The sequence below is a fragment of the Brevibacillus sp. HB2.2 genome (genome assembly GCF_013284275.1).
In the GTDB taxonomy this organism is placed as follows: domain Bacteria; phylum Bacillota; class Bacilli; order Brevibacillales; family Brevibacillaceae; genus Brevibacillus; species Brevibacillus brevis_D.
The window spans coordinates 38,703-62,584 of sequence record NZ_JABSUV010000036.1 but is presented as its reverse complement, the minus strand read 5'-3'; the positions used below and the strand labels follow the sequence as shown (position 1 = coordinate 62,584).

Genomic DNA, 23,882 nt, shown 5'->3' with positions numbered 1-23,882 from the left:
CATTTTCATTGGACTTTCCTTGAAAAATTGCTCGATTCCAGCAGGGATATGACCGGCTTGAAGTACGGCTTCAACAGCGGTATGTCTTTCTTCAAGTAAGATCGTAATAAGTAGACGATATGTATATTTGTAATTTTTTTCTCATAAGCCCACCCAAATGAAAGAATTTAATATAAGAAGAATCTACCATTCACTCACTTTAATTGTCAAAATTGACTGGGTTTTCATGCGGTAGCCAAGTGTGTGACGGATTTTTCGCTGATACCCCTCCTGCAACAGACCAAAATAACAAGGAAAGAGCACCCCGCACCTGGATTCCCAGGAGCAGGGATGCTCTTTCCTTGTTGAATCCTTATTTACTCGCCACTTTCAATAGCTCCATAGCCCGGATGATTACCGAATCTTTGTGGGCATCCACATCGGCTTGTTTCAGTATAATCTGTTCGTCCGGTGGCAGACCGAGCTGCTCGTAATTGATGCCTTCGGGAGAAGTATAACGTTCATTGCTGAGCATGATTACCCAATTGTTCGGTAGCGTTTTGAACAGCACGTCGGAAAAGAATCCACTTGTCTTTTCGCCGATGACCGTCACCTTGTCCAGTTTTTTCAAGGCCATCGTGCCCGTCTCTCCCGCGCTTACCGTCAACGGCCCGGATAGGACGATGATCTTGTTGGCTGTAAAACGCTTGGCTCCCGGCTCGATAAAAATTTTTGTCGGCTCGGAAAATTGATCGTATCCGCCAATTCTGCCCTGTTTGTTATACGCCAGCCTTTTTTCGCCCGTGAACAGTCCGGCGACTTTCAACCCGAAGATATCATCGCCACCCCTGTTGAAGCGCATATCGATCACAAAGTTCCGGCAGTCTGCCAGGTCTTGCACCATGTCGGCAAGGGCTTCGTCAATCAGCTTCTCGTCAGACACGTCAAATTCGCGCAGTTGGATATAAGCGTCACCGTTTTTCGTTCGGCCGTACTGGATGCGTCCCTCGAGCTTGCTCTTTAACGCTCCGTTCATATAGTTTGATTCGATGGTACCCTGGATGGCTTTCAGATTGGATTCATAAAATTCTGCCCGCTCCATCTTAGGCATGGCAGAGAAAAAGTTTTCGTTGGTAATCATATTGGTATGCCCGTCTTTCAGCTTTCCGAGCATTTCCTTGAAGATGTTCTCCAGCTCCTTCTCGGAAGTGGCCGCGGTTACCTTTGGTCTGTAAGTCTTGTATACCTCTTTCCAATCTACTTTTACGAGCGGGAAGAAACTGAAATTCTCTTCGAAGGTTTGCCAGAACACCTCGAAATTGGCGACCGGGTCCTTGCTGAGCTCTTTTACCTTCACTGCGGGAAATTGCTTGATTTGCTTAAACTGTTTCACATAACCCATTTTGTCGGTCAGGCTGCCGTTTTGAAAGCGTCCCATCCAAATTCGCTCCCGCGCACTTTCCGGTAACTGTTTGGAGTCGCCGAGCTGGAATTTCAGATTGAGGTTCCCTTGCTCATCCAGATCACCGATCGCAAACAGCAGCAGGCTGTCACGCGTGTAGTTGTACATAGTAACCGACTTCCCGTTTATCTCCATTATGCACCCGTACCCTTTCGACTGCCAAAGCTGTCGCTTGGCACCATCAACGGCAGGCTTTTCCTCTTTCCCCTGGTTCACATTGGATGAAGTGTATGCACCCGCTCCCGATACGCTAGCAAACAGAAAGATAAGTAACGCGATCCAGACTCTGCTTTTCATCATAACTACCTCCCATTTTTCTGATCTTCTTTAAGCCCAAGTAAAGCAAATTGGCCTGTGCTTCGGTCACGAAAGCACAAATTTGTCCTCCTTGTAGACAGTGGATTATATATTGTTTATCTTGGGTCTACATCAATATGTCAGAGCTCTGTTGTGCGGACTTCGGTGCTTTTACTCGCATTGTCGGTTTGCCGTTAAAGGAAAAGTAGGTCCACATGCGAAGCAGCTTCTCTATCGGTCCAGAGGAAAAGCGTGTGAGATACCAGTGGCTAGCGAAGAGTGGCGCGGTGTAAATGACAAGCATCAGTCCGCAGCCAGCCAATACGCCAAGCTTGCCGAACCATCCAAGCCCGTAACCATAAAAGATTGTCGTGCAAATGTTGTTGTTGCCCAACCAAATTGGATCACCTCAAAAGCGATTGTAGCACCGACGATTGAAATCCACTTAAAGTCTGCCTTAATGTTTGCTTAACGGAATTGGAAATGTTTAGCTGAAATTAAAGTTGATTTGTTACGATAGCAAAAGGGGGGATTGGATGTATAACTCGAAAATCTTGATTGTTGACGATGAAAAATCGATTATCCAATTGCTTGAAACGGTGCTGAAAAAAGAAGGCTTCCGTCATATTTACACAGCGGGCACGGCCCAGGAAGCGCTACGGCTGCTAGCCAAAAATGAAGTGGATATCATCATATTGGATGTTATGCTCCCTGATCAGTCGGGGTTTGACCTATGCCCCAAAATACGGGAGATCTCATCTGCGTATATCATTTATTTAACGGCAAGAGCGTCGGATCTGGATGTGCTGTCCGGGTTTGCCATCGGTGGAGACGATTATGTGACCAAACCATTCAATCCGCTTGAAATTGTAGCAAGAACCAAGGCCGTGCTGCGCCGCGGCGTTCTTATGCCTGTGCAGCATGCGGAGGAAACCCGGCGCCGCTATGATTTCGGAGGGTTTGTGCTGGATGAGTACGAGGGCGAACTGTTGGTGGGAGGGGAGGCGGTGCCATGTCCGGCACAAGCGTATCAACTGCTGCTGTACTTATGCAAGAATCCGAACATGGTGTTCTCCAAAGCGCAGTTGTATGAAGCGGTTTGGGGTATCGATGGCATGGGGGACGATAATACGGTTATGGTTCATATCCATAAAATCCGTGAGCGTATCGAGTCGGACCTGGGGGCACCCCGTTATCTTGTAACGGTACGTGGGCTGGGCTATAAGCTGATCAAGGAGAAGGACGCATGAACCGAATTCGGCGAAGGCTTGCGGTTCATTTCACGTATCGGTTTTTCCTGCAGGGGGTATTTATTTTTGTTATTTTGGCTGCCGTCCTGTTTCTGCTCATTCAATATTTCACGAATCAGGATATGAAAAAAAATTTCCCCCTAAGCGCCTTGGATAACATTTCAGTGGAAACCACAAAAGAAGACGGGGTTCTGACGATACCTCAGAGGTGGATAGAACAGCTCACGGAAGGCGGCTACTGGCTGCAGATTGTGGACGACAAGGGAAAAGTCGTTTATTCGGTGAACGCCCCTAGCCTGCTGAAATCGTCTTACGGTGCGAACGAACTGCTGCAGATTGAGGAAACTGGACGCTATGAATCTTTTCGAGTAATAACGATGCTGGATACGACGGATCAGACGCCTCTCTTTTATATGCTGGGAGTTGAAGACAGCGGGGCGGTCCGGTTGAAGGAATGGAATCGCTCCCTAGGAACACAAGGGTTGATCCGTCCAACTGCAGTGAAAGAGCTGGAACAGCAGCTTGAACAATCAAAGGAATACCTGGAGATAATGGATGAAAACGGGCGGATAGTCCAGTCTATCGGTAATTCTACGCCCAAGGAACAATACCGTCCGCTTGAACTGATCGCAATGCGAATGGAGCCCGGCATTTATCCGAATGATATTTCCATCAATTATGAGCCAGCATCCAGAAATACATGGATTCTACATACGACCAAGAAAGGAATCGTCTTTGTTAACCAGCCGATTCTTCATGAATTCATCATGGTTCTCATTGTTACGGGAGCTGTCATGCTGCTGCTGACATTTGCTTTCTCGCTTTGGCATGGATATCGGTATGGTGAGCCACTGCAACTGTTTGTCGATTGGTTTGATCGAATGGGACAAGGGCGTTATGATGAGGCTTTAACGGAGAAAGACCGAAAAAAGGTGTTCCGCAAAAACGGCAAAATTCGCTTACGTTACCGACTGTATAAGGAGGTAATTGCCGAATTTTACGAAATGGCTGCAAGGCTCGATGCTTTAGAGCAGGAACGGAGGCGCCTGGAGAGTACACGGGAGGAATGGATGACGGGAATCTCCCATGATCTTAGAACCCCGCTCTCTACGATTCATGGGTATGGGCATCTGCTTGAGAGCAGTCAATACGAGTGGACCGGCACGGAGCTTCAGGAGATGGGCAAGATGATTCGGGAAAAAGGGGACTACATGCTTGAATTGCTGCAGGATTTCTCCCTCACGTTCCAATTGAAAAATAACGCCATCAGCTTTTCATTAGAAAATAGTAAGTTGAATGAGCTTGTGCGCCGGGTCGTGCTGCGTTATGTGAACGATGTGACGATCCAGCATGTGACTTTTGCATTTGAGGAGTCGAAAGAAGAATTGGTTGTGAAAGCGAGTGTGAAATGGTTTAAGCGGATGTTGGACAACTTGATCTCGAATGCAATCAAGCACAATCCCCCTGGAACAGTGATTACGGTGAGAACGGAAACTGCAGGAGACGATGCTCTCATTATCGTGGAGGATAATGGGATCGGGATGGATGAAGAGACGAGGCGCAATTTGTTCGAACGATATTACCGGGGCACGCATACGGAGGATAGAACGGACGGCGCGGGACTTGGCATGAGTATCGCCAAGGCGATTAGTATTGCTCATAAGGGTGGAATTGAAGTGGAATCCAGGGAGGGATCGGGAACACGAATCGTCCTGCGGTTTCCTCAGACGGACCAGAGCGTGGGATGAAAGTTGGAGCCCATTCTGCTTGCCGTTACAGACAATGCGGGGAATCGTAGCATAAGTGACGGCGAAAAACTGTTACTTATTGTCTGAAAAATGGTGTAGTCGGAGAGCCTTCGCGCGCTTCTAATCGCGCGCATAAGCCGACCTTAGGTAAGATCTGCGTATACATTGGATGGCACTTTGACAATTGTAGTGGATTCTAGTGGCCTGATTGTCTCGATTGGTTGCAATCAAAGTTATACGGGGCGCTATAGAGTGCTTGTTTGCCGGGCAATCCATGAGGGATATAATCGGGCTGACATCCAGGCAGCGTATTTTTAATGGATAGCTGATCATTGATGATGACTTTGAATTTTCTTTTGTAATTCCTCAGCCTTATGACGAAATTGCTGATGCTGTGGAGCATATGCCACTCGATTTGATATTTAACGAAATCTGTGTGGCTGACTTTTCTTCTTAGAATCCCAATAATAGAGGAGCAAGATTATTGAAAGGAAGATAACAAGGTGAAAATGAATTCTCAAATGCTTTCTAGTCAAACGATTGAGCTTGAAAGGGATCAGGTAAGTATTTTGGGTCCGAAACTGGAACTGCATAATTGCACCGTCATTTCGGAAACCGATGGGCGAGGAATGGTTTATGCTGGATTGAGGATGCATGGAGGTATTTTCGATCAAAAGCAAGCCTTAAGGGACTTTCATTTTCAGGGTGTACATTTCTTACGCGTCAGGTTTATGGGCAAGTATATTGGCTGTGATTTTGGCGACTGGGAAGACATGGACAGATCATCCGTGTCAGAGTGCGATTTTTCATCTGCACGTTTGCAAGATTGCCGTTTGTTGAATTGTGACATGAAGGGAATTCTTATTCCCAAATGGCCATGCTTTTGCTTGTTGAATCCGGCTGAAGCTCGGGATTTTGTGATCTCACAACAATGGCCGAAAAAAATCGGTCTGACTTTGGACATTTATACGGATTCGGATCGGGAATGTGTCGCTATAATTGGTGATGCGAGTGTGTTGGCTAAGGAAAGCGGGTTATCTTTAAGCGAAATACGTGCGCTCTTGCAAATAATTCCTGGTGTTAATATTGTTGACTAGGCCGCGTGCATATGGATCCTCTTACCAGTGCAGAGTTGCTCTTATGGATATAGAGAAGTCAGAATATCAAGTGGACTGCGATCTAGAAAGTGGAGAAGCATGAGTTTACTTGCAGCAGAACATTTATGGAGAGGCAACAGGTTGATAGGACAATAGGAACGGCGTGGATGTAAAGGCCCCATATTAGCAGGGGCCTTAGAGCTATTTATTCACATTAACACTTTTTGGAACCAAACATACCTACTTCGCCTTCATAGTATCAGAAGTTTTCTAAAACAATTTTTCCAATGGTCCGCCCAGATTCCAACTTCTCATGCGCGAGACGCAGGTTTGCTGCATTGATGGGCTCCAGTCGTTCAGTCAGCGTAGTCTTTATTTTTCCATCATCGATTAAATCCGCCAGTTCATTCAACAATTCGTGTTGTTTGATCATGTCATTGGTTTGAAGCAAGGACCGTGTAAACATGAACTCCCATACAAACGTTACACTTTTAGAAAACAGCAAGTCCATTTTCAAGCTCCCTGCCCAGGTAGTTTTATTTGCAGGAACGATAGCGCAAATTTTACCTTGGGGGACAATGACTTCCGCCATATTTTCAAGATGTTGAACCGTATCATTCAAGCAAAGGATATAATCGACGGCGTCAATACCAACTTCCTTGAGTTGAGGGAGAAAAGGGTTGTTGTGGTTTATGATAAAATCCGCACCGAGACCTTTAGCCCATTGAATTGACTCTGGACGTGAAGCAGTACCGATAACGGTCAAACCTGCTAATTTTGCAAGTTGAATAGCAATCGAGCCAACTCCTCCGGCTGCACCGATAATCAGTATGCTTTTGTTTTCACCTGTATTATTTACGCTAATTCCTAAGCGATCAAAAAGGCCCTCCCATGCAGTTATCGAGGTAAGCGGTAATGCGGCGGCGGCAGCGAAATCCAAACTTCGCGGCATATTTCCCACAATTCGTTCATCAACTAAGTGAAATTCACTGTTACTGCCTGGTCGAGACACACTGCCCGCATAATAGATCTTGTCCCCAGGTTTAAACAATTGGCAGTCAGGACCAACTTGTTCTACGATTCCAGCAGCATCCCAACCAAGAATTTTCGGTGAATCGGCTTCGTAGTTATGACTTTCGCGGACGCCTACATCTGCAGGGTTGACGGAGATTGCTTTTACACGTACAAGCAAATCACGGCCTGTAGGTTCCGGTTTATCCAAGTGCAGATCAATAAGGCTTTCTGGATTAGATATAGGGAGGTATCGGTAAGCACCGACAGCTTTCATCTTTTGGTGAGCATTCATGGGTATCCATCCTCTCAAATAGGAAATGTTGTACAGTTGCATTGTAAAACGATCCAATTACTTTAAGTAAGTACGCATATTTTTATGGTATAGTATTAAAAATCAAACCATTGGGGGATAAGCTGATGGGAGACCGAAGAAAGAAATATGGAGCAAGTCCAGATATGCAAGCATGTCCGGTTGAAACAACGCTGGATGTTATTGGTGGGAAGTGGAAGGGGATCATTCTCTATCAGCTCCTGAACGGAACGAAAAGATTTAATGAATTCAGGCGCCTCAATCCGGGAATCACGCAGTTTATGCTCACCTTGCAGTTAAGAGAGCTTGAGCGAGATGGCATCATTCATCGCGAAATATATAAAGAGGTTCCTCCAAGAGTGGAATACTCCCTGACTGATTTCGGAAGGACTCTTGAACCGGTCATTATGTCAATGAAAGTATGGGGCGAGTCTTATAAAGAGCGGCTAAATGAAAATCTAACGATACAAGGGGAGCAGAGTTAAAGGTAAGTTGAGTAGTAACCTAAGTAGTAGAGCGGGAATGTTTGAGTAAATGTTCAGGGAGGGAATAGTTTAAAGAATAGATAGAATATTAAAGTGGGGAACAGTATGAAAGCGATCTTAATCGACGATGAAGAGTTGGCATTAAATTATTTGGAGCATCAGTTATTAAATATCGGCGATTTTGAAATTGTTGGCAAGTTTACGGATCCGATGATCGGCAAACGAGAGATTGAAAAAAATGAGATTGATATTGTCTTTTTGGATATTCAAACACCAAAGCTAAACGGTATCGAGTTGGCCGAACAGCTTTTGGAAGTGAAACCTCAATTGCAAATTGTCTTCGTCACCGCATATGAGAGATATGCGATTAAAGCATTTGAGCTGAACGCCCTTGACTATGTATTAAAGCCGGTTGGCAAGAAACGTCTGCAAAATACCATGAAACGAATTCAATCGATGATGGAGGAACATAAGACCTTCTCCCCTCAGAAATTGGAGAATTTACAAATGAGTCTGTTTCAACAAGTAACGTTTGTAGATGGAGGCCAGGAAATCCCACTTCGTTGGCGAACTGCCAAGGTGCAGCAGTTGTTCTTATATTTGGTTCAACACAGGGGAACTACGGTTAATAAAACGGCAATCATTGAGTTGCTTTGGCCAGAACTTGAACCGGAAAAAGCCCATCATCAATTGTATACGGCTATCTATCATATTCGCAAAACCTTGGCGCCATTTAGCAAATATTTTCAAATTAGCAATACATCAGAAGGGTATAAGGTAAAACTAGAGCAAACTATCTTAGATGTGGATCAGTTTGAGCGTTTTCTCCGCTCTGACTTATCTTTATCTGCGGAGACAATTGACGAGTATGAACAAGCCATGGCTCTGTGTAAAGGAGATTATTTGCAAGAGCATAATTACATATGGGCAGAAAGCGAGCGTCAAAGATTACAACTGCAATGGGTGCAAACCGCTTTGAAAATGGTGGATTGGTATTACGCCAATGATGAATGGGACAAAGCCATCACGCTATGTTTGGACATTTGTCAGCGTTATCCGCTCGAGGAAGAAGCCTATTTTTTCCTTATGAAAATTTTTGCTGACATGGGTAGGCACTCTTCGGTTCATAAGCAATACGATCATTTAACGAGTGTGTTATGGAATGAATTGCAAGAACAGCCTAATCCGGCAATTACAGAATGGTATCGACTTTGGAAGCAGAAAAATAAGGAATAAACCAAGTGGCTTATTCCTTATTTGGGGATTCTAAAAGTGACGATCGTACCTTGTTCAGGTGAGCTATTAATCGTTAATCCCTGGTTATATAGTTGTCTTAGTCGCCGTTCAATATTTCGCAGACCTACGCTTGCTCTTTTCTTGCCATGCTTTGTTTGGCTGAATAATTGATTCAGATCTTCCTCTGTCATCCCTTCCCCATCGTCTTGGATTGAGACTTCGAAATACCCCTCTTTGTCTTTGATGTGAATCCAGACTGTTCCCCCACTTGTACGTTGCATTAAGCCGTGTTTGATGGCATTTTCGACTAGCGGTTGTATGGATAAGGGTGGTAAGCAAAAATCGAGATCAGGGTCCAGATCCCATTCCACTTGCAAGCGATCGCCAAATCGTTGTTTCTCGATATACAAATAAGATCGAACAAGATCAAGTTCATCGTGAAGCGAAATAACTGGTTCAGAATTATGAAAGTCGAAGCTCAAACGCAAATAGTTGCTAAACTCCTCAAGCAGTGTCTGCATTTTCGTGAAGTCCTGGAGTCCCAAGGCGGCAATTGAATTTAATGCGTTAAACAAAAAATGAGGTTCAATTTGTGATTGTAACCATGCTCCTTCCATACGCAAACGTTCATCGAAGGATATTTTAAACTCTGTTAAGGCTTTTACCCTTGCCTTTAATTCCCAAGCGTCGACAGGTTTCTTAACATAGTCGTTCGCCCCTGCTTGAAAGCCGGCTATAATATCCTCGGAACGATTGCGCGCGGTCAAGAGCAGGACAGGCAGTTCTAAAACAGAGAATCGTTCCCGGATGATGCGTGTTAATTCATAGCCGGATACGTGAGGCATCATGACGTCTGAGATGACCAGATCGACCGGGTTACGTTCCAGTATGGACAGGGCTTGCTGAGCACTGGTTGCCGTGCTTACTTCGTATTGATCTGATTCAAGCATCTTGCTAAGGATGTTCAGGTTAATACTGTCGTCATCTACAACGATAATTCTTGCTCTTCTATTCATAGAAGAAACGGTTTCTGTCGATGTAGTGATTCGATCAGTTGTTGCAGCGGCTATTTCTAGTGAGGTCTGCATGAATGTCTGAGCGCTGCTTTCTACTATTGGAACGGAATCTATAGCTAGTGGAAGTGTAAAAGTAAAGGCAGAGCCTTTTCCCAGGGTGGACTGAACCGATAGAGTACCGCCGTGCAGCTCAACCAACTGTTTGGAAATATGTAAGCCAAGCCCGAATCCGCCACTTGCTCTGATTGAATTCAGTTCCGCTTGTTCATAAGGTTGAAAAATCGTTTGCAGAGCCTTTTCCTCGATACCGACCCCAGTATCCTCTACTTGGATGTGCGCAAATCCGTTAGACGTTGTCGCGCGAATCGTGATAGTTCCCTCATCTGTAAATTTAATGGCATTATGCACCAAATTAAAAAGAATTTGAATCAGCCGGTTTTCATCTCCCCGAACAGCAGGAAACGAATCGTCTATTTCCACTTGTAAAGCAATCGGTTTTCCGTCCAGCATCAGTTTCGCCATATCGAAAACACCAGCGAAGATAGACTGCAGGTTTAATTTTTTCTCATGCAGGCGAATGGTATTCTCCTTTAATCGGGTTACATCCAGTAAATCATCTAGCATGAGCGTCAGACGTCTGCTGACATGCAGGAGAATATCCAGACGCTTTTTGTGTTCTTCATGAAGGGGATTGTTTGTATCCTCGATAATCGATTGTGTGATATTGATGATGCCATGTAATGGATTTCTCAGTTCATGGGAAGTATTCACCAAAAATTCATCCTTGCGCTTATCCTCTTGCTGTAATTTCTCAGCAAGATGTTTCGTCTCAGTCGTTGCCCGGAAAAATCGTCTAAACCAATATGCTGCAAAAGCAAGTACGGCAAAGATCAGGTTGAAGGGGTAGTGAATAAATTCCAATCCTAATATGCCATAAGCGATCGTCCAGATCACATTCACTCCTACAAACAAGCAAGCTAGCAGGAGAAATATAATGTCTTCCTTGTCCCGAATGGCCTTCCAGAGTATGTAAGCAGAAATAATGACGGATAGGAGCAGCACAATAGAGAGCATTCTGATCATCGCTAAGAGAGTTCCAGCAGGTACAAGGAGGATGAAGATGGCGTATAAGCAGCACAAGCCACTGAAACCTTGTAAAATCCTTCTGTTTAGATAAGCAGGAAGCAGATGATGAAACAAGGGAGGGATGAAGGCGACTGCACCAACATAGACGAGATACGTCAACTTAACTGTCCAATCATAATCGAACTGCAACCAGACAAATAATAACTTGTCATCGGCTGTCACCACGGTAAATATTCCACAAACCATGACCAATGAGAAATATACCAAGCCTTTATTTCTGGCACCCAGGAAGTACAGGAGCAAGGCATATAAACTATGGATCAGAAATACGACGAGTAATAATAGTTGCAAACTGATGGAGAGGATCGTCCGCATCTGTACAGCTTCTATCGTACCGAAGCGTATTGGTTTCGTGATTCCTCCTGCTCCGACATCATTGGAAACATGGATAAGCAACTCTACTTGACCTTGTTCTGGTGTCAGTTTGACAGTATAGGGAATATTGCGTGCTTGATGCTCTATGTTGCTGGTTGCCGGTTGTCCGACCTGGGCCACTAATTTCCCATTGGCATAGACAGTCGAGGCAGTTCGAAGCTCATTGATCCTGAGCCCAAGTGTCTGTTCCTGTTCCGGATCAAGCAAGATGCGTAGTCGATACGTGCCGAAGTGGAAAGAGTCCGATACACCCTGCTCATGAACAAATGCCGCATCCCACTTATTGGGTACTTGAAGGTATGTCTGTCCCTCAGGTTTCTTTAGGCCGTTTCCCTCTATGAACTGAGAAGGGAAGAACTCCCACTCCCCATCCAACCGTAATGTTTGGTATTCCGAGAATTCCCATCCGCGTAAATCAAGCACACCTTGTACAGCCACTGGTTTTTCAGCGTAGTCAAAGGTGGTAAGGAAACTCATCCAGAGTAAGCGAACGGCTGTTACCACTAGTAGAGCAACAACGATCATTTTCGTCCATTTCCAGGCGACTGTTTTCATTTCATAACCTCAATTAGTAATAGTAGCAACCTCTTAAGCCCCCAATTATGGATGTAAGTCATGCCCCCCCTATAGGTGGTTATTAGCAAGTTGAAGAACAGACTGGCAATAAACAATACTTGTCTATGTTTGGACCATTTCATTATTTTCATAAAGAATAGTTTTCGACAAGATATTCAGGACACCTCTTAAAAACAATCGATCGGGTGTTTAGTGATTCAAGATTGGATAATGGAATTTGTAGAGTTTTTGTAGAGGGCGATTTGTTAAAATCTGATTCAATGTGGCTGCAATAATTGTTGCAGCAGGGAATATATGACATGAAGGAGGCGTTCAAAAAATAGGCCCTTTTCAGAGGTTATTGTTGTTGCCGTTAAGACGGATGTAGTGGAGGTACAAAATGAACAGGAGGATGAGGAAGCATGTTTGTTCGAAGTAGCAATTTTTACTGGAAGAAGCAGCTTATTATGTTGCTAGCGCTTGTTGTCATAGCAAGCGGCTTACCTGCTGCGTTCGTGCCAAAAGTAGCGAAGGCGGTCAATTCAGCTCCTGGTGGGGTAGGAACTGGGTTGATTTCATGGGTTGATGTAGAACACAGTGCTGTGCTTTCGGGGAAACAAATCAATCAATTAACAGACTTGGCAGATCGCGGAGCATGGATGCCTAACGGTGCTAGTACTAATGACAATGTGCCTAACGCTCTGAATTTCAATAGCGGAATCCAAATTGACTCAAGTAAAGGGTATTACACTCGCTCTTCTATTGATTTTAATAATAATGCTACTACGGATCGGGAAATATTCTCCGTCCAGGCAAGTGACAGATATATCGGATTCCCATGGGAGTTTGGAGGGAAACATACAGCTGCAGTTGTTTATGGAGCTAATAATGGAAAATCCATAAGTTCATATTTCGGTAGAGACGAAGGTATCCTGAGCGTAGACGTCGGTGATTACCAATTAAAAAATGGAGCGATGTTAAACATCTGGAGTGCACCAAATGAGCGCTTTCGCTAAATGGGAAAGTATTACAGACGACAAATAGCAATACTCCCAACTTTGCATCTCCTATAACAAGCGGAAGTAAACCTTATTATTTTGGTGCAGGTCATAACAGTCGCTTTTACGGGAAGATGTCTGAAACGATCCTTTATAACCGTAAATTGACTGATGAAGACCGAAACAAAGTCAACAGTTACCTTGCTTTAAAATACGGATTGACATTGAAAGATGAAAATAATGCTCCGATTGATTATGTCGCTAGCAATGGCTCAACGATGTGGAAAGCTAGCAACAACACTGGCTACGGCAACCGCATCACAGGGATCGGTCGTGATGAGTTAGGTGCTTTGTATCAAAAGCAATCGAAATCTCAGGTTGACGGTGCCAATGTCACGCTTGCAATAGGCAATGCGATCCAAGAGACGAATGCCCAGAATACCTCGACGATTGCAGAAGACAAATCATTCTTTGTTTTTAGCGATAATGGTGGAGACGTTACATTCGTGACGCCAATAACAAAAGATACAGAAAGTCTAAAACGTATTGGACGCACCTATAAAGTAGAGAAAACGAATTGGCAAGATACAGACATTACGCTGCAAGTAGACAAAGTAAAAGGCGCTTCTGAGTGGCCTTTGTATCTGGTTGTTAGTGGCGATGAGCAATTCGATCAGAACGATGCATTCCATCCACTAGCGGATGGCAAAGTAACGCTGAATAGTGCTGAATTTGCTAATGGCAATTATTTTACGATTGCCACAATTGTCCCTGTACCAACAGCTGCTACAATTGAGGAAACAGTAGCGGATGGCAATAAAATAACGTTGACGTTTGATCGCGGAGTAGAGTTAACCGATTTAACTGGATTTACAATTACAGTGGATGGTACACCTCTAGAAAACGGTGGTCTCACTTTCAAAGTTGACGAAAACGATGCTACAAAGCTAGTGATCACCTTGCCAGCAGGTACGAATGTTTCCAATAAAGCAGTAAACATTTCCTATGATGGCTTGGGGAACTTAAAAGGAACAAACGGTGCTCCAGTAGATCCATTTAACAAAAATGTTGAGAATCCTGGGGCGACAATTACGATTACTGAACCAAGTACCGATCGAGTCACTGTAACGAAGCCGGAGTTCAAAGGAACGTCAACACCGGGATCTAAGGTGACCGTTGAGATTAAAGACAAAGATGGCAATGTAGTAGATACTCCAACGGTAACAGCTGATGCAGAAGGCAACTGGACGTTTACACCAACCCAAGATTTAAAAGATGGTGAATACACCGTTGAGGTAACAGCGACGACAGTGGACGGCAAGACAGCCAAGGCGACAAAGTCTATTACTGTAGATACAACACCAACCCAACCTGTCGTTGATAAATCGAAGCTGCAAGCCAAAGCGGATGAAATCAAAACCGAGAACTTGAAGGAAGAAGAGTACACAAGCGCGAGTTGGGCAGAACTGAAACAGGCGTTGGAAAAAGCGAATATAGTGCTGGCTGATCCAAACGCAACCCAACAAGAAGTAGACGAAGCACTAGCGGCACTGACAAAGGCGAGAGACGGTTTGAAAAAACAAGACGAGCCTACGCCTACCGTCGACAAAACGAAGCTGCAAGCCAAAGCAGATGAAATCAAGGCTGAGGACTTGAAGGAAGAAGAGTACACAAGCGCAAGTTGGGCAGAACTGAAACAGGCATTGCAAAAAGCGAACGAGGTTCTGGCTGATCCAAACGCAACCCAACAAGAAGTAGACGAAGCGCTCTCGGCATTGAAAAAGGCCAGAGACGGTTTGAAAAAACCAAGCGTGCCTACGCCAACACCTACACCTTCAGTGGACAAAACGAAGCTGCAAGCCAAAGCGGATAAAATCCAATCCGAAGATCTTGTGGGTGAAGACTACACAAGCGAGAGCTGGGAAGAACTGCAAAAAGCATTAGAAAAAGCGAATACGGTTCTGGCTGATCGAAATGCAACCCAAGAAGAAGTAGACAAAGCACTCTCGGCATTGACAAAGGCCAGAGAAGGTTTGAAAAAACCAGATGAGCCTACACCTACAGTCGACAAATCAAAGCTGCAAGCAAAAGTAGATGAAATCGACGATGAAGATTTGGATGAAGATGACTATACATCTTCAAGTTGGAGAAAGCTCGAAAAAGCATTGAAGCGAGCAAAAGAGGTACTGGAAGATCCTGACGCAACCCAAGAAGAGGTAGACGAAGCACTGGCTGAGCTTAAAAAAGCAAGAAGAGATTTAGAATCCGTCGATAAACGAGACAGAGACCGGGATAAAGAACGGAAAAAAGACCGGAAAAACACGAATCAAGTTCAAAATCCGTTCTTTACTGGAGGCAGCTCCAGTAATGTAGAATCGAAGCCAAGTGAGCCAGCAAAAGAGAAAAACGACCAAACAGGCTACATGAACGGCTATCCAACCGGAAACTTCGATCCAAATCGCCAAGTAACCCGTGCAGAAATGGCCATGATCCTGGTAAACACTGGGATGGTCAAGACTACATCCGCAAGCGGAATGTTTATGGACGTAGCCGACCAGCATTGGGCAGCAGATGCGATTAGAAGAGCGAATGAAGCAGGTCTGATGAACGGTTATGCAAACGGCACGTTCAATCCGGGAGGCGGAATCACGCGCGCGGAAATGGCGACCATTGTATACAAGTATTTGGGATTAAATGGAGACGGTATGCCGAACAACTTCTACGATGTACCAGCAGATCACTGGGCAACGCAAATCATTGCGGCAGTAAGTAAAGATGGCTACTTGGCCGGCTATCCAGATGGTACATTCCATCCCCAAAAGACATTGACTCGAGCAGAAACAGTCACTATTATCAATCGTTTGCTGAACCATGAACAGTTAAGTCTGGTAACTGGACAAAGCTGGCCGGATGTACCTCCAACCCATTGGGCGTACAAAGATATTGAAGCAGCAACCAAAAAGTAAAGGGAACAAAAAGACCGGAGTGCATATTTTATATGCTTCTCCGGTCTTTTTCGACTACTCTCATAATCACAACGAATGAAAATTCATTCACATATACTGGAATCCGGGAATTTCCCTTGCAGGTAGGAATCCCAAAGGTGATTGATAAACTCAATATTGATCTTGTTTTCAAACGCCTTGGAAATTAGGCCAAAGTCGTCCGATGCATACCCTGCCACTTCCGAATTCTGGGTTATCCGAAAAGTTTCTTTGAACACAAATTCCCTAATTTCTCTGATCACCGTATTTTCAGAGGGGGCAACTTGATCAACTTTTTTGTAACTAGAAATCCAGGCTACATCAAATCCAACAGCATCCCTAGCGTCTAATTTAGCGTCCCAATCAACATCTTTATTAAAGACATTCTCTAAAAAACTGTCATTACTGATTATCGAAAGTATCTCACTCGCTGTTTTCAACGAAACCCTACCCCTTCATAATATACTAGGCAACGTTTTTTGTACTTTCCCCACACATGGGCAGGGAGGGTTTCTCCCTTGATAAATTTTGATTTTTCCTATATTTTACAATACCCTCGTCAAGTCTCTCTCTCGTTCAACGTGGGTCATTAAAATATCAAGCTTTGGAACAGGAACGTCCGCCTTTCCAGTCAATAGCAGTTTCAGTGCCAAGTAAGGAAAATTCACTCCGGACCGGCAAGAGATATACATGCCGCCGGAAGCTCGCGGATTGATTTCCAGCAGCTTGGGGATACCTTCCTTGTATTTGATTTGCACATTAAACAAATAGGAAAGCTGCAACCGCTGCTGCACGGCTTCGGCAATTCGTAGAAGTTCATCGTTGTCCTCAAGCTCGCGAATACGCCCTTCTACTTTCTTGCGGGGCACAGCAGCCAGCAACTGCCCTTCATAGGCGAGGCAATCGATGCTGTACTCATACGAGTCCAAATACTCCATGACCATGATATCCTCAAACGTTTCCCGTGTGGACAGCGTGCGAACTACTTCTTCTATCGTGATTTGCTGGTGGGTTGATCGAAACAGTCGCTCAATCGGATCAAGCTGCTCCTCCACAATATAAAAGCCAGCTCCGCCTTCGCCTCGGGCAGGCTTGAAGCAAACCTTGTTCCCGTCTTGTTTCAGTTGTTCATATGCCATTTGGAATTGTTCAGCTGTATTCACAATCGCATAAGCGGGTAACGGTACTTCCGGTACGTCCTGAAACAGTTGAAACAGCTTCCCCTTATCCGAAATATCCTCCAGCAACTGATGTTCCTGAGCAATCATAACCTGCGTGCCCTGCCGCTCAAACTCTTTGATATGCCTGGAGATTTCTACCAGTCGATAGTTGGGGAGAAATACGTCGATCCGGTGTTTTTTACAAAACGACAGGCAATAGTCGATGTATTCTGGCACATCCAGCGTGGGCTCCAGTTCAGCATAGTCGGCGATTTGTAGCATCACACTATGACGTTTCGGGTGAGTTACATAAATCTCGAAAGTGAAGTTATCCGGGTTATTGCGAATCATTTCGACGATTGGATAAGCCGTAGCGAACGTTCGATTGAACCAAATCCGTTTTCTCATTGGTTGCCCTCCTTTATTCGAAAAGAAAAGCGAGTGTCTGTTCGACCTCGCTTTCCTTTACCTCATGCTATTTACGCAACGTTTTCCTTCGAGTCTTCTTGTTCCCCATGTTTTCCTTTTTTCATCTTATGCACGATGAAGGTACCAAGGAAGGTGAGAACCAGAACGCCGAAGAAGAGGTATGACTCGATGTGGATGCCTGCTGCGCCCAAGAACATTTTCACGGAGATGAGCGCAATAAGTACGAATGCGGTTGTTTCGAATTCCGGAATTCGCTCGATCAGTTTCAGGAAGATTTGAGCAACCCCTCGCATCATCAGGACACCGAGAATTCCGCCCAGGAACAGAACCCAGACTTGGTTGCTGACACCAAATGCAGCTAAAACGGAGTCGATGGAGAAGGCAATATCCATCATCTCAACGGCAAGTACAGTTTGCCAGAAGCCTTTTCCTTTGTTCTCGGCCTCGTTTTCTTCTTCCCCACCAGACTTGAATAAGCGGTAGAGCAGCCAGACGATAAGCAATCCACCGAGAATTTGTACAACCGGGATTGGGATAAAGTACAAGCACGCTGCCATTCCCAGATAGAGCAGCAAATCGATTGCTTTTTGCGCTTTTTCATTATGGCCAAAGAAGTGGTCTGCTGCAATCTTGAGCAGGTAGAGTGCACCCATTACTTTGATCGCTGTCATCTTGACCAGGAAAACACCTAAACCGATTGCCAGGAAACGGAATAAATAGGCACCGAGCAAGCCGTAAAACAATGCGCGTTTCTTTTGCTTTTCTGGCAAATGATTTACCATTACTGCTAATACCAGTGCATTGTCAGCTGAAAGTAATCCTTCCAGGATGACCAATGAGAGAATAATTGTCCAGTTAGCAGGATTGGTCAGTACCCCCTGCAAAACCTCCCATGAAAAAAAACTTGAATAGGTTTCAATCAGCCCATTCAAAAACTCCATTCTTTTTTCCTCCTAAGTTATTTGCTGCCTGCTGCGCCCCAACGTATGTTCCAACCGTAGTGGCGATCCATCTGTATATGTCCGTTGAAATATTCAACCAGACGCCTGATCTCAAAGGTATCTCCTTTTCTCTCTATCATGGCAACGGCACACATAATCTTCCGAGGGTCGTGCACGTCCATGCGGACCACAATTTCCGGGTTGTCGGCCTGTTTGATCGTGACAACGCCATCCGTTTCGGCCCATTTCGCTACACCTTCATAGATATAGGCATAGATCAGGACGCGATTAAACTCCCTCACATGGTTGCCGTTAATGCGGAGATTTTCCCCATCAGTTCTGGATCCTGTACGGTCATCTCCGTCCAGCTCGATAAACGGGAAATGGAGATATTCACCAAAAAGTCGGCCCAGCGCTTGGATACAACCTTTATTCCCGTCTGACATCTCATACAAACATCCAAGATCAAGGTCGATGCCATCGGATTTATTAAAGCCCAAAAAACCGCTTGATTTCTTGACTTTTCTATTCCAGTTTAGGTTCACACTGATTTGCCCCAACGCCCCGCTTGATTTTCGCAAGCTGATCGTTTCACCTTTTTTCGTCAGCTCAACCTTGGATAGATTGATCGGCGGTGCCGGTGGTTGCTCAACCTTTGGAGGTGGCGCAGGAGTGGTTGGACTCGGTTGTGGAGAGGAGGATTGCTCGTGTGCCACCTCTACGCCGAAATTACCGCATAAGGCAGTAAGTCCACCGTTAAAGCCGCTTCCAATCGCATTAAACTTCCATTCGCCATTGTAGCGGTATAATTCACCTGTCACGATCGAATTTTCTGTAGAAAAATCAACTAATGGAAATCGGATCATTTCAGTGAATGTGACAGGATGCAAGATTCGCAAATAAAGATCGGAAACCTGTCGAAACGTTTGGCCACGTGAAATGGCGTCGTAAATGGTAATCGTAAAGGCGATCTTTTCTACGTCAAGCGGAATTGCGGAAAGTTCCAGTTCGAATTGCTGTTTATCTCCAGCGCCGTCCCGCAGGGAGACAGCTCCGTTCGTTGATTTAGGATTTCCGTAGAATATGAAATCCTCCTCACGATTCACTTTCCCAGTTGCGCCCAACTGAAATGCCGATGCATCCAGATCAAGTTCGCTGCCGGTATGCCAGCCAAGACCGACAATCACCTTGGTCAGCCCTGGAAACTGCTTCGTTACATCAACCTTTTGTCCCTTAACAACCATCATCGTCATCACTATCACCTATTTTAGAAAACTCGGTTCCGCCAAGTCCGTGGCGTTGCCTTGGTTGCGTCTTGTCCAAAAAATGAAGGAAGGATGCTAGTCCCTACTATCAAACTAGCATCCTTTGGCTGGTACGAATTAACCTGCTTGTAATCCGAAGTTATTGCAAAGCGCTTGGAGGCCGCCGGAAAAACCACTGCCCACCGCAGCAAACTTCCACTCGCCCTGATAGCGATACAATTCGCATACGACGATAGCGGTTTCAACGGAGAAATCCTCGCCCAAGTCGTAACGAAGAACTTCTTGGTTCGTATTTTCATCAACGACACGAACAAATGCGTTGGAGACTTGTCCAAAATTTTGGCGTCTCGCTTCTGCATCGTGAATCGTAATCGTAATGGCGATTTTTTCAATCTCGGACGGTACTTTGGTCAGGTCGATCTTGATTTGCTCATCATCGCCATCGCCTTCACCCGTCAGATTGTCACCAGTATGAATAACGGAACCGTTGCCGCCTTGTAGGTTGTTATAGAAAACAAAGTGCTGAATGTTGGTTGCTTTGCCGTCTGCGTGGAGCAAAAACGCCGCTGCGTCGAGGTCAAAATCAAATCCACCATTATATTTGTTTGTATCCCAACCGAGTCCAACGACCAGTTTGGTCAGATTCGGATTGCCTTTCGTCAGATCAATTTTTTGACCTTTGGATAAGCTGATTACTGACATGGCAAGTTCATCCTTTCCACGTTTCGTACTGGTTAATTAGCCGATGTTAACGCCAAAATCACGAGCCAGACCAGCAAGACCGTCTTTGTAGCCTGAGCCGATTGCGCTGAATTTCCACTCACTGCCATGACGATACAGTTCGCCAACTACAACAGCGGTTTCAATGGAGAAATCTTCTCCAAGGTCGTAGCGAATGAGTTCTTCGCCACTGCTTGCGCTCAGTACACGCGCATACGCATTGGATACTTGACCAAAGTTTTGGTTGCGGGTAGCCGCATCGTAAATCGTGATGGTGAAAGCAACCTTTTGGATATTCGCGGAAACTTTGGACAAGTCGATTTCGATTACTTCGTCATCACCGTCGCCATCACCAGTGCGGTTATCACCGGAGTGAACAACGGAGCCGTCAGGGCTGGATGGATTGTTGAAAAATACGAAATGTTTGTCGTCTTCCACTTTGCCTTGGTCGTTCAGCAGGAATACGGACACATCCAGGTCGAATTCGCCGCCGCCATCATACTTGTTGGTATCCCAGCCAAGACCTACCTTGATTTGGGTCAAGCCAGGGTTCGTTTTTGTCAAATCAACCTTTTGTCCTTTTTGCAAAGATACTGCCATGTGTTATTCCTCCTGAAATTTCGATTTTTTTATGGAATAAGTATAATCTGATAGGTGCTACGTGTAGCGTCTGACCAGCTGGGAAATCGACGTATCGGTTGTTCCTTCACCAATAGCAGCAAACTTCCATTCACCTGAGTGGCGATACAGTTCACCCACGATTAGTGAGGTTTTCCCTGAGTAATTCTCGGTCAGATTGAATTTGCAAAGTTCCTGACGAGAAGATGGATTCATGATGCGGATATATGCGTTGCCAATCATTCCGAAATCCTGACGACGACTGACACAATCGTAGATATTGACCACGAAAATCAGCTTGTGAACATCGGACGGGACACGTGAAAGCTCGACAGATATCTGCTCATCGTCGCCTTCCCCTTCACCGGTAAGATTGTCCCCCGAGTGATTGACGCTTCCGCAACCGCTTCGCTTATTTCCGAAATAGACGAGATTTGTTTCTTTTGTAAATTTTTCATTTTCGTTCAGCATGATCACGGACGCATCGCAATCGATGTTGGCTTGTCCACCACCAAACAGTCCACCAAGTAGTCCGCCGGATTTTTTTACCGGGTCCCAGCCAAGTCCAACCAGCACTTTGCTCAAGCCGGCATTTCCTTTGGTCAGGTCAATTTTTTGCCCTTTTTGCAAACTGATAACTGACATGTCACCCTCCTACTCTGTCCGGGCTATACCCCAGTATTTTGCAGATTACAATTCGATTATTCCATTGCTATCCAATAAAATCTACATTTTTTTGCAAAAAACAACAAATTACATCAGTTTTGTGTCTTTTTATGAGCGGGAGTGTTTTTTCATTTCTCAGGATCAAAGTGCCGCAAGTTCTCGACTCGTTTTATGTTGCTTTGACCAGTTGGCGATACCATGACAGAACGGTTTGCAAAATCTCTTCTGCAGCGCTGATTCCCGCCGCCTGCGTAAAGTGGAAGTTGCCCACAGCGCCACCGTGGTTACGAATCTGATAAATCTCCCCATGCGGAGGAACGATCGCCAGTTGCGCTGCTTCCAGCAGAGGAAGGTCCAGTAGCGAATCACCAGCTGCAATCAGCTGCTTATCCTGCTCCAGCTCGCACACGTACAAGGTCGCATCGCGCTTGTTGACCGCCTGGGGCACGAGGTAGAGCTTTCGGCCCTGAATGGACATGCTCCAGTTTTGTTGCGCCACCCAGCGCTCGAAGTCGCGCAGTTCATCGACAGGCATTTTTTCTCGATCAATGATGCTGTAGAAGAACAGATCCTCTGCCATTCTCTCCCGAATCACCCAACTGTCATTGCTAATCTGGGCGAAGCCGGCCAGCATGTCGGGAAACGGCGCGCATTCGTTGACCATTCGGCTATGTACCTGACGACTCCACTGATCGTCTATTCGTCCGTCACGGATTACATTGCCGCCGTTGCTGGTAATTGCATAGCGAGGTAAAAGCTCATTCTGGAAAATCAAAATTCGCTGATACTGCTCAATCGTTCTTGTTGTCACGGGTATAAACAGAGACTTTTGATGAACTTCATGAAGAAGTTGGATTGCCCTGTCAGACATGTGCGAGGTTGGTTCGCCTTCAAGCACTTCGACTACCTGAAACGACTGCATTTCGTCCGTGAGAAATCGTTTCCCGTATAGGAGGGTTTGGTCCAGGTCACTTGCAAAAATCATTGTTTTTCCCCTCCCATCGTTCGGATAATACCACAGCAGGAATAGCTCATATCGGAACGTTCCTCCACTAATACACCACGATCCTTGGCGAGCATGATGATATGAGAAAGGTTAGGGTTTTCGACTGAATCGACAAGAATTTTCCATGGGACTCTGCGCAAAAGCACGCGTGTCGTTTCGCCAACTCCCGGTTTAATTAGATTCACATCATCAATTTGCAGCTCTTGCTGAATCCGCCCAATATCGCGCATTCCCTTCCAGCTCGGCACGTAGTCGTCCTCGTGGCTGATCAATTCAGCTGCTTTTGCCTTTGCTTCGTCGGCAATATCCGCAAAATGCGCAGAAATCGTATTCACGAAAAGGTTGGAAACATCTTCGTCAGCCCATTCCCGATAAAATTTGGCTCCGTGAAATTCACCAGCTGCAATGAGGTCGTCACGGTGCACGGTACGACTGATCAAACCGGACACGGTCGAGTTCAGGCAAGCGCTCGGAATCAAAAAGTCTTCGCGAGTGCCAAACGTCTGCACGCAATGCCCTGGGTCAGCGAGAACAGCCAAATCGGCATCAAGCCGCGTATGGAATTTCTGGTTAAAGCGGGAGATCGACTCGTGCAAGACCGATGTAATAGCGCCCTTGCCTGTCCAACCATCTACGAACTGAATTCCTTTGCCCGGATGATGCTCGAGAATATAGCGCAGTGCATTCTCGTCAATACCTTTGCCGCGAATGATGGAGATGCTGTAATGCGGCGTATCCAGCTGGTGAATTTGTCTCAAATAGCGGCGGATCAAAACACCGATCGGCGTTCCTGCTCTTGCAAGCGAGGCAAGCACAATCTCCTTGCCTTTGCGTGCAAGGATGGATTCAGCCACTACTCCTGACGCCAGCGCCACTTTTCGTGCTGTCGTCTGCAAGGCCTGATGAAACAATGAGATGTACTCGGCGGACGGCTGATACTCAACAGGCAGCATCTCGGAGTAATGTGTCCCCGCCTGAATCAATTCTTCCCGGTCCTCCGTGTTGGTTTCTTCCATCAATCCGCTGATTTCTTTCAACAGGAATGTAACATCCTCTGCAGGGTAGCTCCCCATTTTAATCGGCTGCATGAGTTCTGCTGTGTATAATGAGCCTTGCTCCATTCGG

Annotated in this window: 20 protein-coding genes and 1 pseudogene; 7 read left to right on the top strand and 14 right to left on the bottom strand. The window is 45.5% G+C overall.

Going from position 1 to position 23,882, the window contains the following annotated elements; translation table 11 throughout:
• From HP401_RS29995 to HP401_RS22705, 3 genes and pseudogenes are all read right to left on the bottom strand, one after another.
• Positions 1–145, bottom strand: a pseudogene (locus tag HP401_RS29995) (DUF4062 domain-containing protein); the annotation flags it as partial.
• Between the two features lie 207 nt (positions 146–352).
• A complete protein-coding gene (locus HP401_RS22710; protein ID WP_173606618.1) occupies positions 353–1,741 on the bottom strand; it encodes a S41 family peptidase in 1,389 nt (462 codons plus the stop codon).
• A 124-nt stretch (positions 1,742–1,865) separates the two neighbouring features.
• Entirely contained in the window at positions 1,866–2,132 is a 267-nt protein-coding gene (locus HP401_RS22705) for a DUF418 domain-containing protein (protein ID WP_217366186.1), read from the bottom strand.
• Between the two features lie 142 nt (positions 2,133–2,274).
• Here HP401_RS22705 and HP401_RS22700 point away from each other — a divergent pair, with 142 nt between their 5' ends.
• From HP401_RS22700 to HP401_RS22690, 3 genes are all read left to right on the top strand, one after another.
• Complete coding sequence (locus HP401_RS22700; RefSeq protein ID WP_173606617.1) at positions 2,275–2,988, top strand: response regulator transcription factor; 714 nt, start codon at positions 2,275–2,277, stop codon at positions 2,986–2,988.
• Complete coding sequence (locus HP401_RS22695) at positions 2,985–4,736, top strand: sensor histidine kinase (protein ID WP_173606616.1); 1,752 nt, start codon at positions 2,985–2,987, stop codon at positions 4,734–4,736. The genes HP401_RS22700 and HP401_RS22695 overlap by 4 nt, the downstream gene beginning before the upstream one ends.
• Positions 4,737–5,245: 509 nt before the next feature.
• Positions 5,246–5,833: a hypothetical protein gene (locus HP401_RS22690; RefSeq protein WP_173606622.1), complete on the top strand. Its 588-nt coding sequence runs from the start codon at positions 5,246–5,248 to the stop codon at positions 5,831–5,833.
• A gap of 259 nt (positions 5,834–6,092) precedes the next feature.
• Here the strand turns inward: HP401_RS22690 and HP401_RS22685 are convergent, their stop codons facing one another.
• On the bottom strand, positions 6,093–7,139 hold the full coding sequence (locus HP401_RS22685) for a zinc-binding alcohol dehydrogenase family protein (RefSeq protein ID WP_173606615.1): 1,047 nt from the start codon (positions 7,137–7,139) through the stop codon (positions 6,093–6,095).
• Positions 7,140–7,264: 125 nt separating this feature from the next.
• On the opposite strand from HP401_RS22685, the gene HP401_RS22680 reads away from it, so the two are divergent.
• A complete protein-coding gene (locus tag HP401_RS22680) occupies positions 7,265–7,642 on the top strand; it encodes a winged helix-turn-helix transcriptional regulator (RefSeq protein WP_173606614.1) in 378 nt (125 codons plus the stop codon).
• A 105-nt stretch (positions 7,643–7,747) separates the two neighbouring features.
• A complete protein-coding gene (locus HP401_RS22675; protein WP_173606613.1) occupies positions 7,748–8,878 on the top strand; it encodes a response regulator in 1,131 nt (376 codons plus the stop codon).
• Between the two features lie 17 nt (positions 8,879–8,895).
• On the opposite strand, the gene HP401_RS22670 is transcribed toward HP401_RS22675, so the two are convergent.
• Positions 8,896–11,970 carry a hybrid sensor histidine kinase/response regulator gene (locus HP401_RS22670; RefSeq protein ID WP_173606612.1) on the bottom strand — a complete coding sequence of 1,025 codons (3,075 nt, stop codon included), beginning with the start codon at positions 11,968–11,970 and terminating at the stop codon, positions 8,896–8,898.
• 422 nt (positions 11,971–12,392) lie between these two features.
• Here HP401_RS22670 and HP401_RS22665 point away from each other — a divergent pair, with 422 nt between their 5' ends.
• Both HP401_RS22665 and HP401_RS22660 read left to right on the top strand, forming a co-directional pair.
• A complete protein-coding gene (locus HP401_RS22665) occupies positions 12,393–12,986 on the top strand; it encodes a hypothetical protein (RefSeq protein ID WP_173606611.1) in 594 nt (197 codons plus the stop codon).
• A 116-nt stretch (positions 12,987–13,102) separates the two neighbouring features.
• A complete protein-coding gene (locus tag HP401_RS22660; protein WP_173606610.1) occupies positions 13,103–15,934 on the top strand; it encodes a DUF8202 domain-containing protein in 2,832 nt (943 codons plus the stop codon).
• An 83-nt stretch (positions 15,935–16,017) separates the two neighbouring features.
• Here HP401_RS22660 and HP401_RS22655 read toward each other — a convergent pair whose 3' ends face one another.
• The 9 genes from HP401_RS22655 to HP401_RS22615 all read right to left on the bottom strand — a co-directional run bounded on the left by HP401_RS22655 (position 16,018) and on the right by HP401_RS22615 (position 23,878).
• Positions 16,018–16,392 carry a hypothetical protein gene (locus tag HP401_RS22655; RefSeq protein ID WP_173606609.1) on the bottom strand — a complete coding sequence of 125 codons (375 nt, stop codon included), beginning with the start codon at positions 16,390–16,392 and terminating at the stop codon, positions 16,018–16,020.
• A 105-nt stretch (positions 16,393–16,497) separates the two neighbouring features.
• Positions 16,498–17,520 carry an ATP-grasp domain-containing protein gene (locus HP401_RS22650; RefSeq protein ID WP_173606608.1) on the bottom strand — a complete coding sequence of 341 codons (1,023 nt, stop codon included), beginning with the start codon at positions 17,518–17,520 and terminating at the stop codon, positions 16,498–16,500.
• Positions 17,521–17,591: 71 nt separating this feature from the next.
• A complete protein-coding gene (locus HP401_RS22645) occupies positions 17,592–18,482 on the bottom strand; it encodes a TerC family protein (protein WP_173606607.1) in 891 nt (296 codons plus the stop codon).
• Between the two features lie 17 nt (positions 18,483–18,499).
• Complete coding sequence (locus HP401_RS22640; RefSeq protein ID WP_173606606.1) at positions 18,500–19,735, bottom strand: TerD family protein; 1,236 nt, start codon at positions 19,733–19,735, stop codon at positions 18,500–18,502.
• 129 nt (positions 19,736–19,864) lie between these two features.
• A complete protein-coding gene (locus HP401_RS22635; protein ID WP_016739421.1) occupies positions 19,865–20,449 on the bottom strand; it encodes a TerD family protein in 585 nt (194 codons plus the stop codon).
• A gap of 36 nt (positions 20,450–20,485) precedes the next feature.
• Complete coding sequence (locus HP401_RS22630; protein ID WP_016739422.1) at positions 20,486–21,067, bottom strand: TerD family protein; 582 nt, start codon at positions 21,065–21,067, stop codon at positions 20,486–20,488.
• A 57-nt stretch (positions 21,068–21,124) separates the two neighbouring features.
• Positions 21,125–21,730 (bottom strand): TerD family protein, encoded by a 606-nt coding sequence (locus HP401_RS22625; protein WP_173606605.1) that lies wholly within the window; start codon positions 21,728–21,730, stop codon positions 21,125–21,127.
• Positions 21,731–21,920: 190 nt separating this feature from the next.
• Entirely contained in the window at positions 21,921–22,736 is an 816-nt protein-coding gene (locus HP401_RS22620) for an HAD family hydrolase (protein ID WP_173606604.1), read from the bottom strand.
• Positions 22,733–23,878, bottom strand: coding sequence for a cysteine protease StiP family protein (locus tag HP401_RS22615; RefSeq protein ID WP_173606603.1), 1,146 nt, complete (start codon positions 23,876–23,878; stop codon positions 22,733–22,735). The genes HP401_RS22620 and HP401_RS22615 overlap by 4 nt, the downstream gene beginning before the upstream one ends.
• Positions 23,879–23,882 lie beyond the last annotated feature (4 nt).

Coding starts and splice junctions, on each gene's coding strand:
- HP401_RS22660 (WP_173606610.1), top strand. CDS start 13,103: ATGTCTGAAACGATCCTTTATAACCGTAAATTGACTGATGAAGACCGA.
- HP401_RS22630 (WP_016739422.1), bottom strand. CDS start 21,067: ATGGCAGTATCTTTGCAAAAAGGACAAAAGGTTGATTTGACAAAAACG.
- HP401_RS22620 (WP_173606604.1), bottom strand. CDS start 22,736: ATGATTTTTGCAAGTGACCTGGACCAAACCCTCCTATACGGGAAACGA.
- HP401_RS22695 (WP_173606616.1), top strand. CDS start 2,985: ATGAACCGAATTCGGCGAAGGCTTGCGGTTCATTTCACGTATCGGTTT.
- HP401_RS22640 (WP_173606606.1), bottom strand. CDS start 19,735: ATGACGATGATGGTTGTTAAGGGACAAAAGGTTGATGTAACGAAGCAG.
- HP401_RS22680 (WP_173606614.1), top strand. CDS start 7,265: ATGGGAGACCGAAGAAAGAAATATGGAGCAAGTCCAGATATGCAAGCA.
- HP401_RS22670 (WP_173606612.1), bottom strand. CDS start 11,970: ATGAAAACAGTCGCCTGGAAATGGACGAAAATGATCGTTGTTGCTCTA.
- HP401_RS22650 (WP_173606608.1), bottom strand. CDS start 17,520: ATGAGAAAACGGATTTGGTTCAATCGAACGTTCGCTACGGCTTATCCA.
- HP401_RS22675 (WP_173606613.1), top strand. CDS start 7,748: ATGAAAGCGATCTTAATCGACGATGAAGAGTTGGCATTAAATTATTTG.
- HP401_RS22700 (WP_173606617.1), top strand. CDS start 2,275: ATGTATAACTCGAAAATCTTGATTGTTGACGATGAAAAATCGATTATC.
- HP401_RS22685 (WP_173606615.1), bottom strand. CDS start 7,139: ATGAATGCTCACCAAAAGATGAAAGCTGTCGGTGCTTACCGATACCTC.
- HP401_RS22625 (WP_173606605.1), bottom strand. CDS start 21,730: ATGTCAGTTATCAGTTTGCAAAAAGGGCAAAAAATTGACCTGACCAAA.
- HP401_RS22615 (WP_173606603.1), bottom strand. CDS start 23,878: ATGGAGCAAGGCTCATTATACACAGCAGAACTCATGCAGCCGATTAAA.
- HP401_RS22635 (WP_016739421.1), bottom strand. CDS start 20,449: ATGTCAGTAATCAGCTTATCCAAAGGTCAAAAAATTGATCTGACGAAA.
- HP401_RS22710 (WP_173606618.1), bottom strand. CDS start 1,741: ATGATGAAAAGCAGAGTCTGGATCGCGTTACTTATCTTTCTGTTTGCT.
- HP401_RS22665 (WP_173606611.1), top strand. CDS start 12,393: ATGTTTGTTCGAAGTAGCAATTTTTACTGGAAGAAGCAGCTTATTATG.
- HP401_RS22690 (WP_173606622.1), top strand. CDS start 5,246: ATGAATTCTCAAATGCTTTCTAGTCAAACGATTGAGCTTGAAAGGGAT.
- HP401_RS22645 (WP_173606607.1), bottom strand. CDS start 18,482: ATGGAGTTTTTGAATGGGCTGATTGAAACCTATTCAAGTTTTTTTTCA.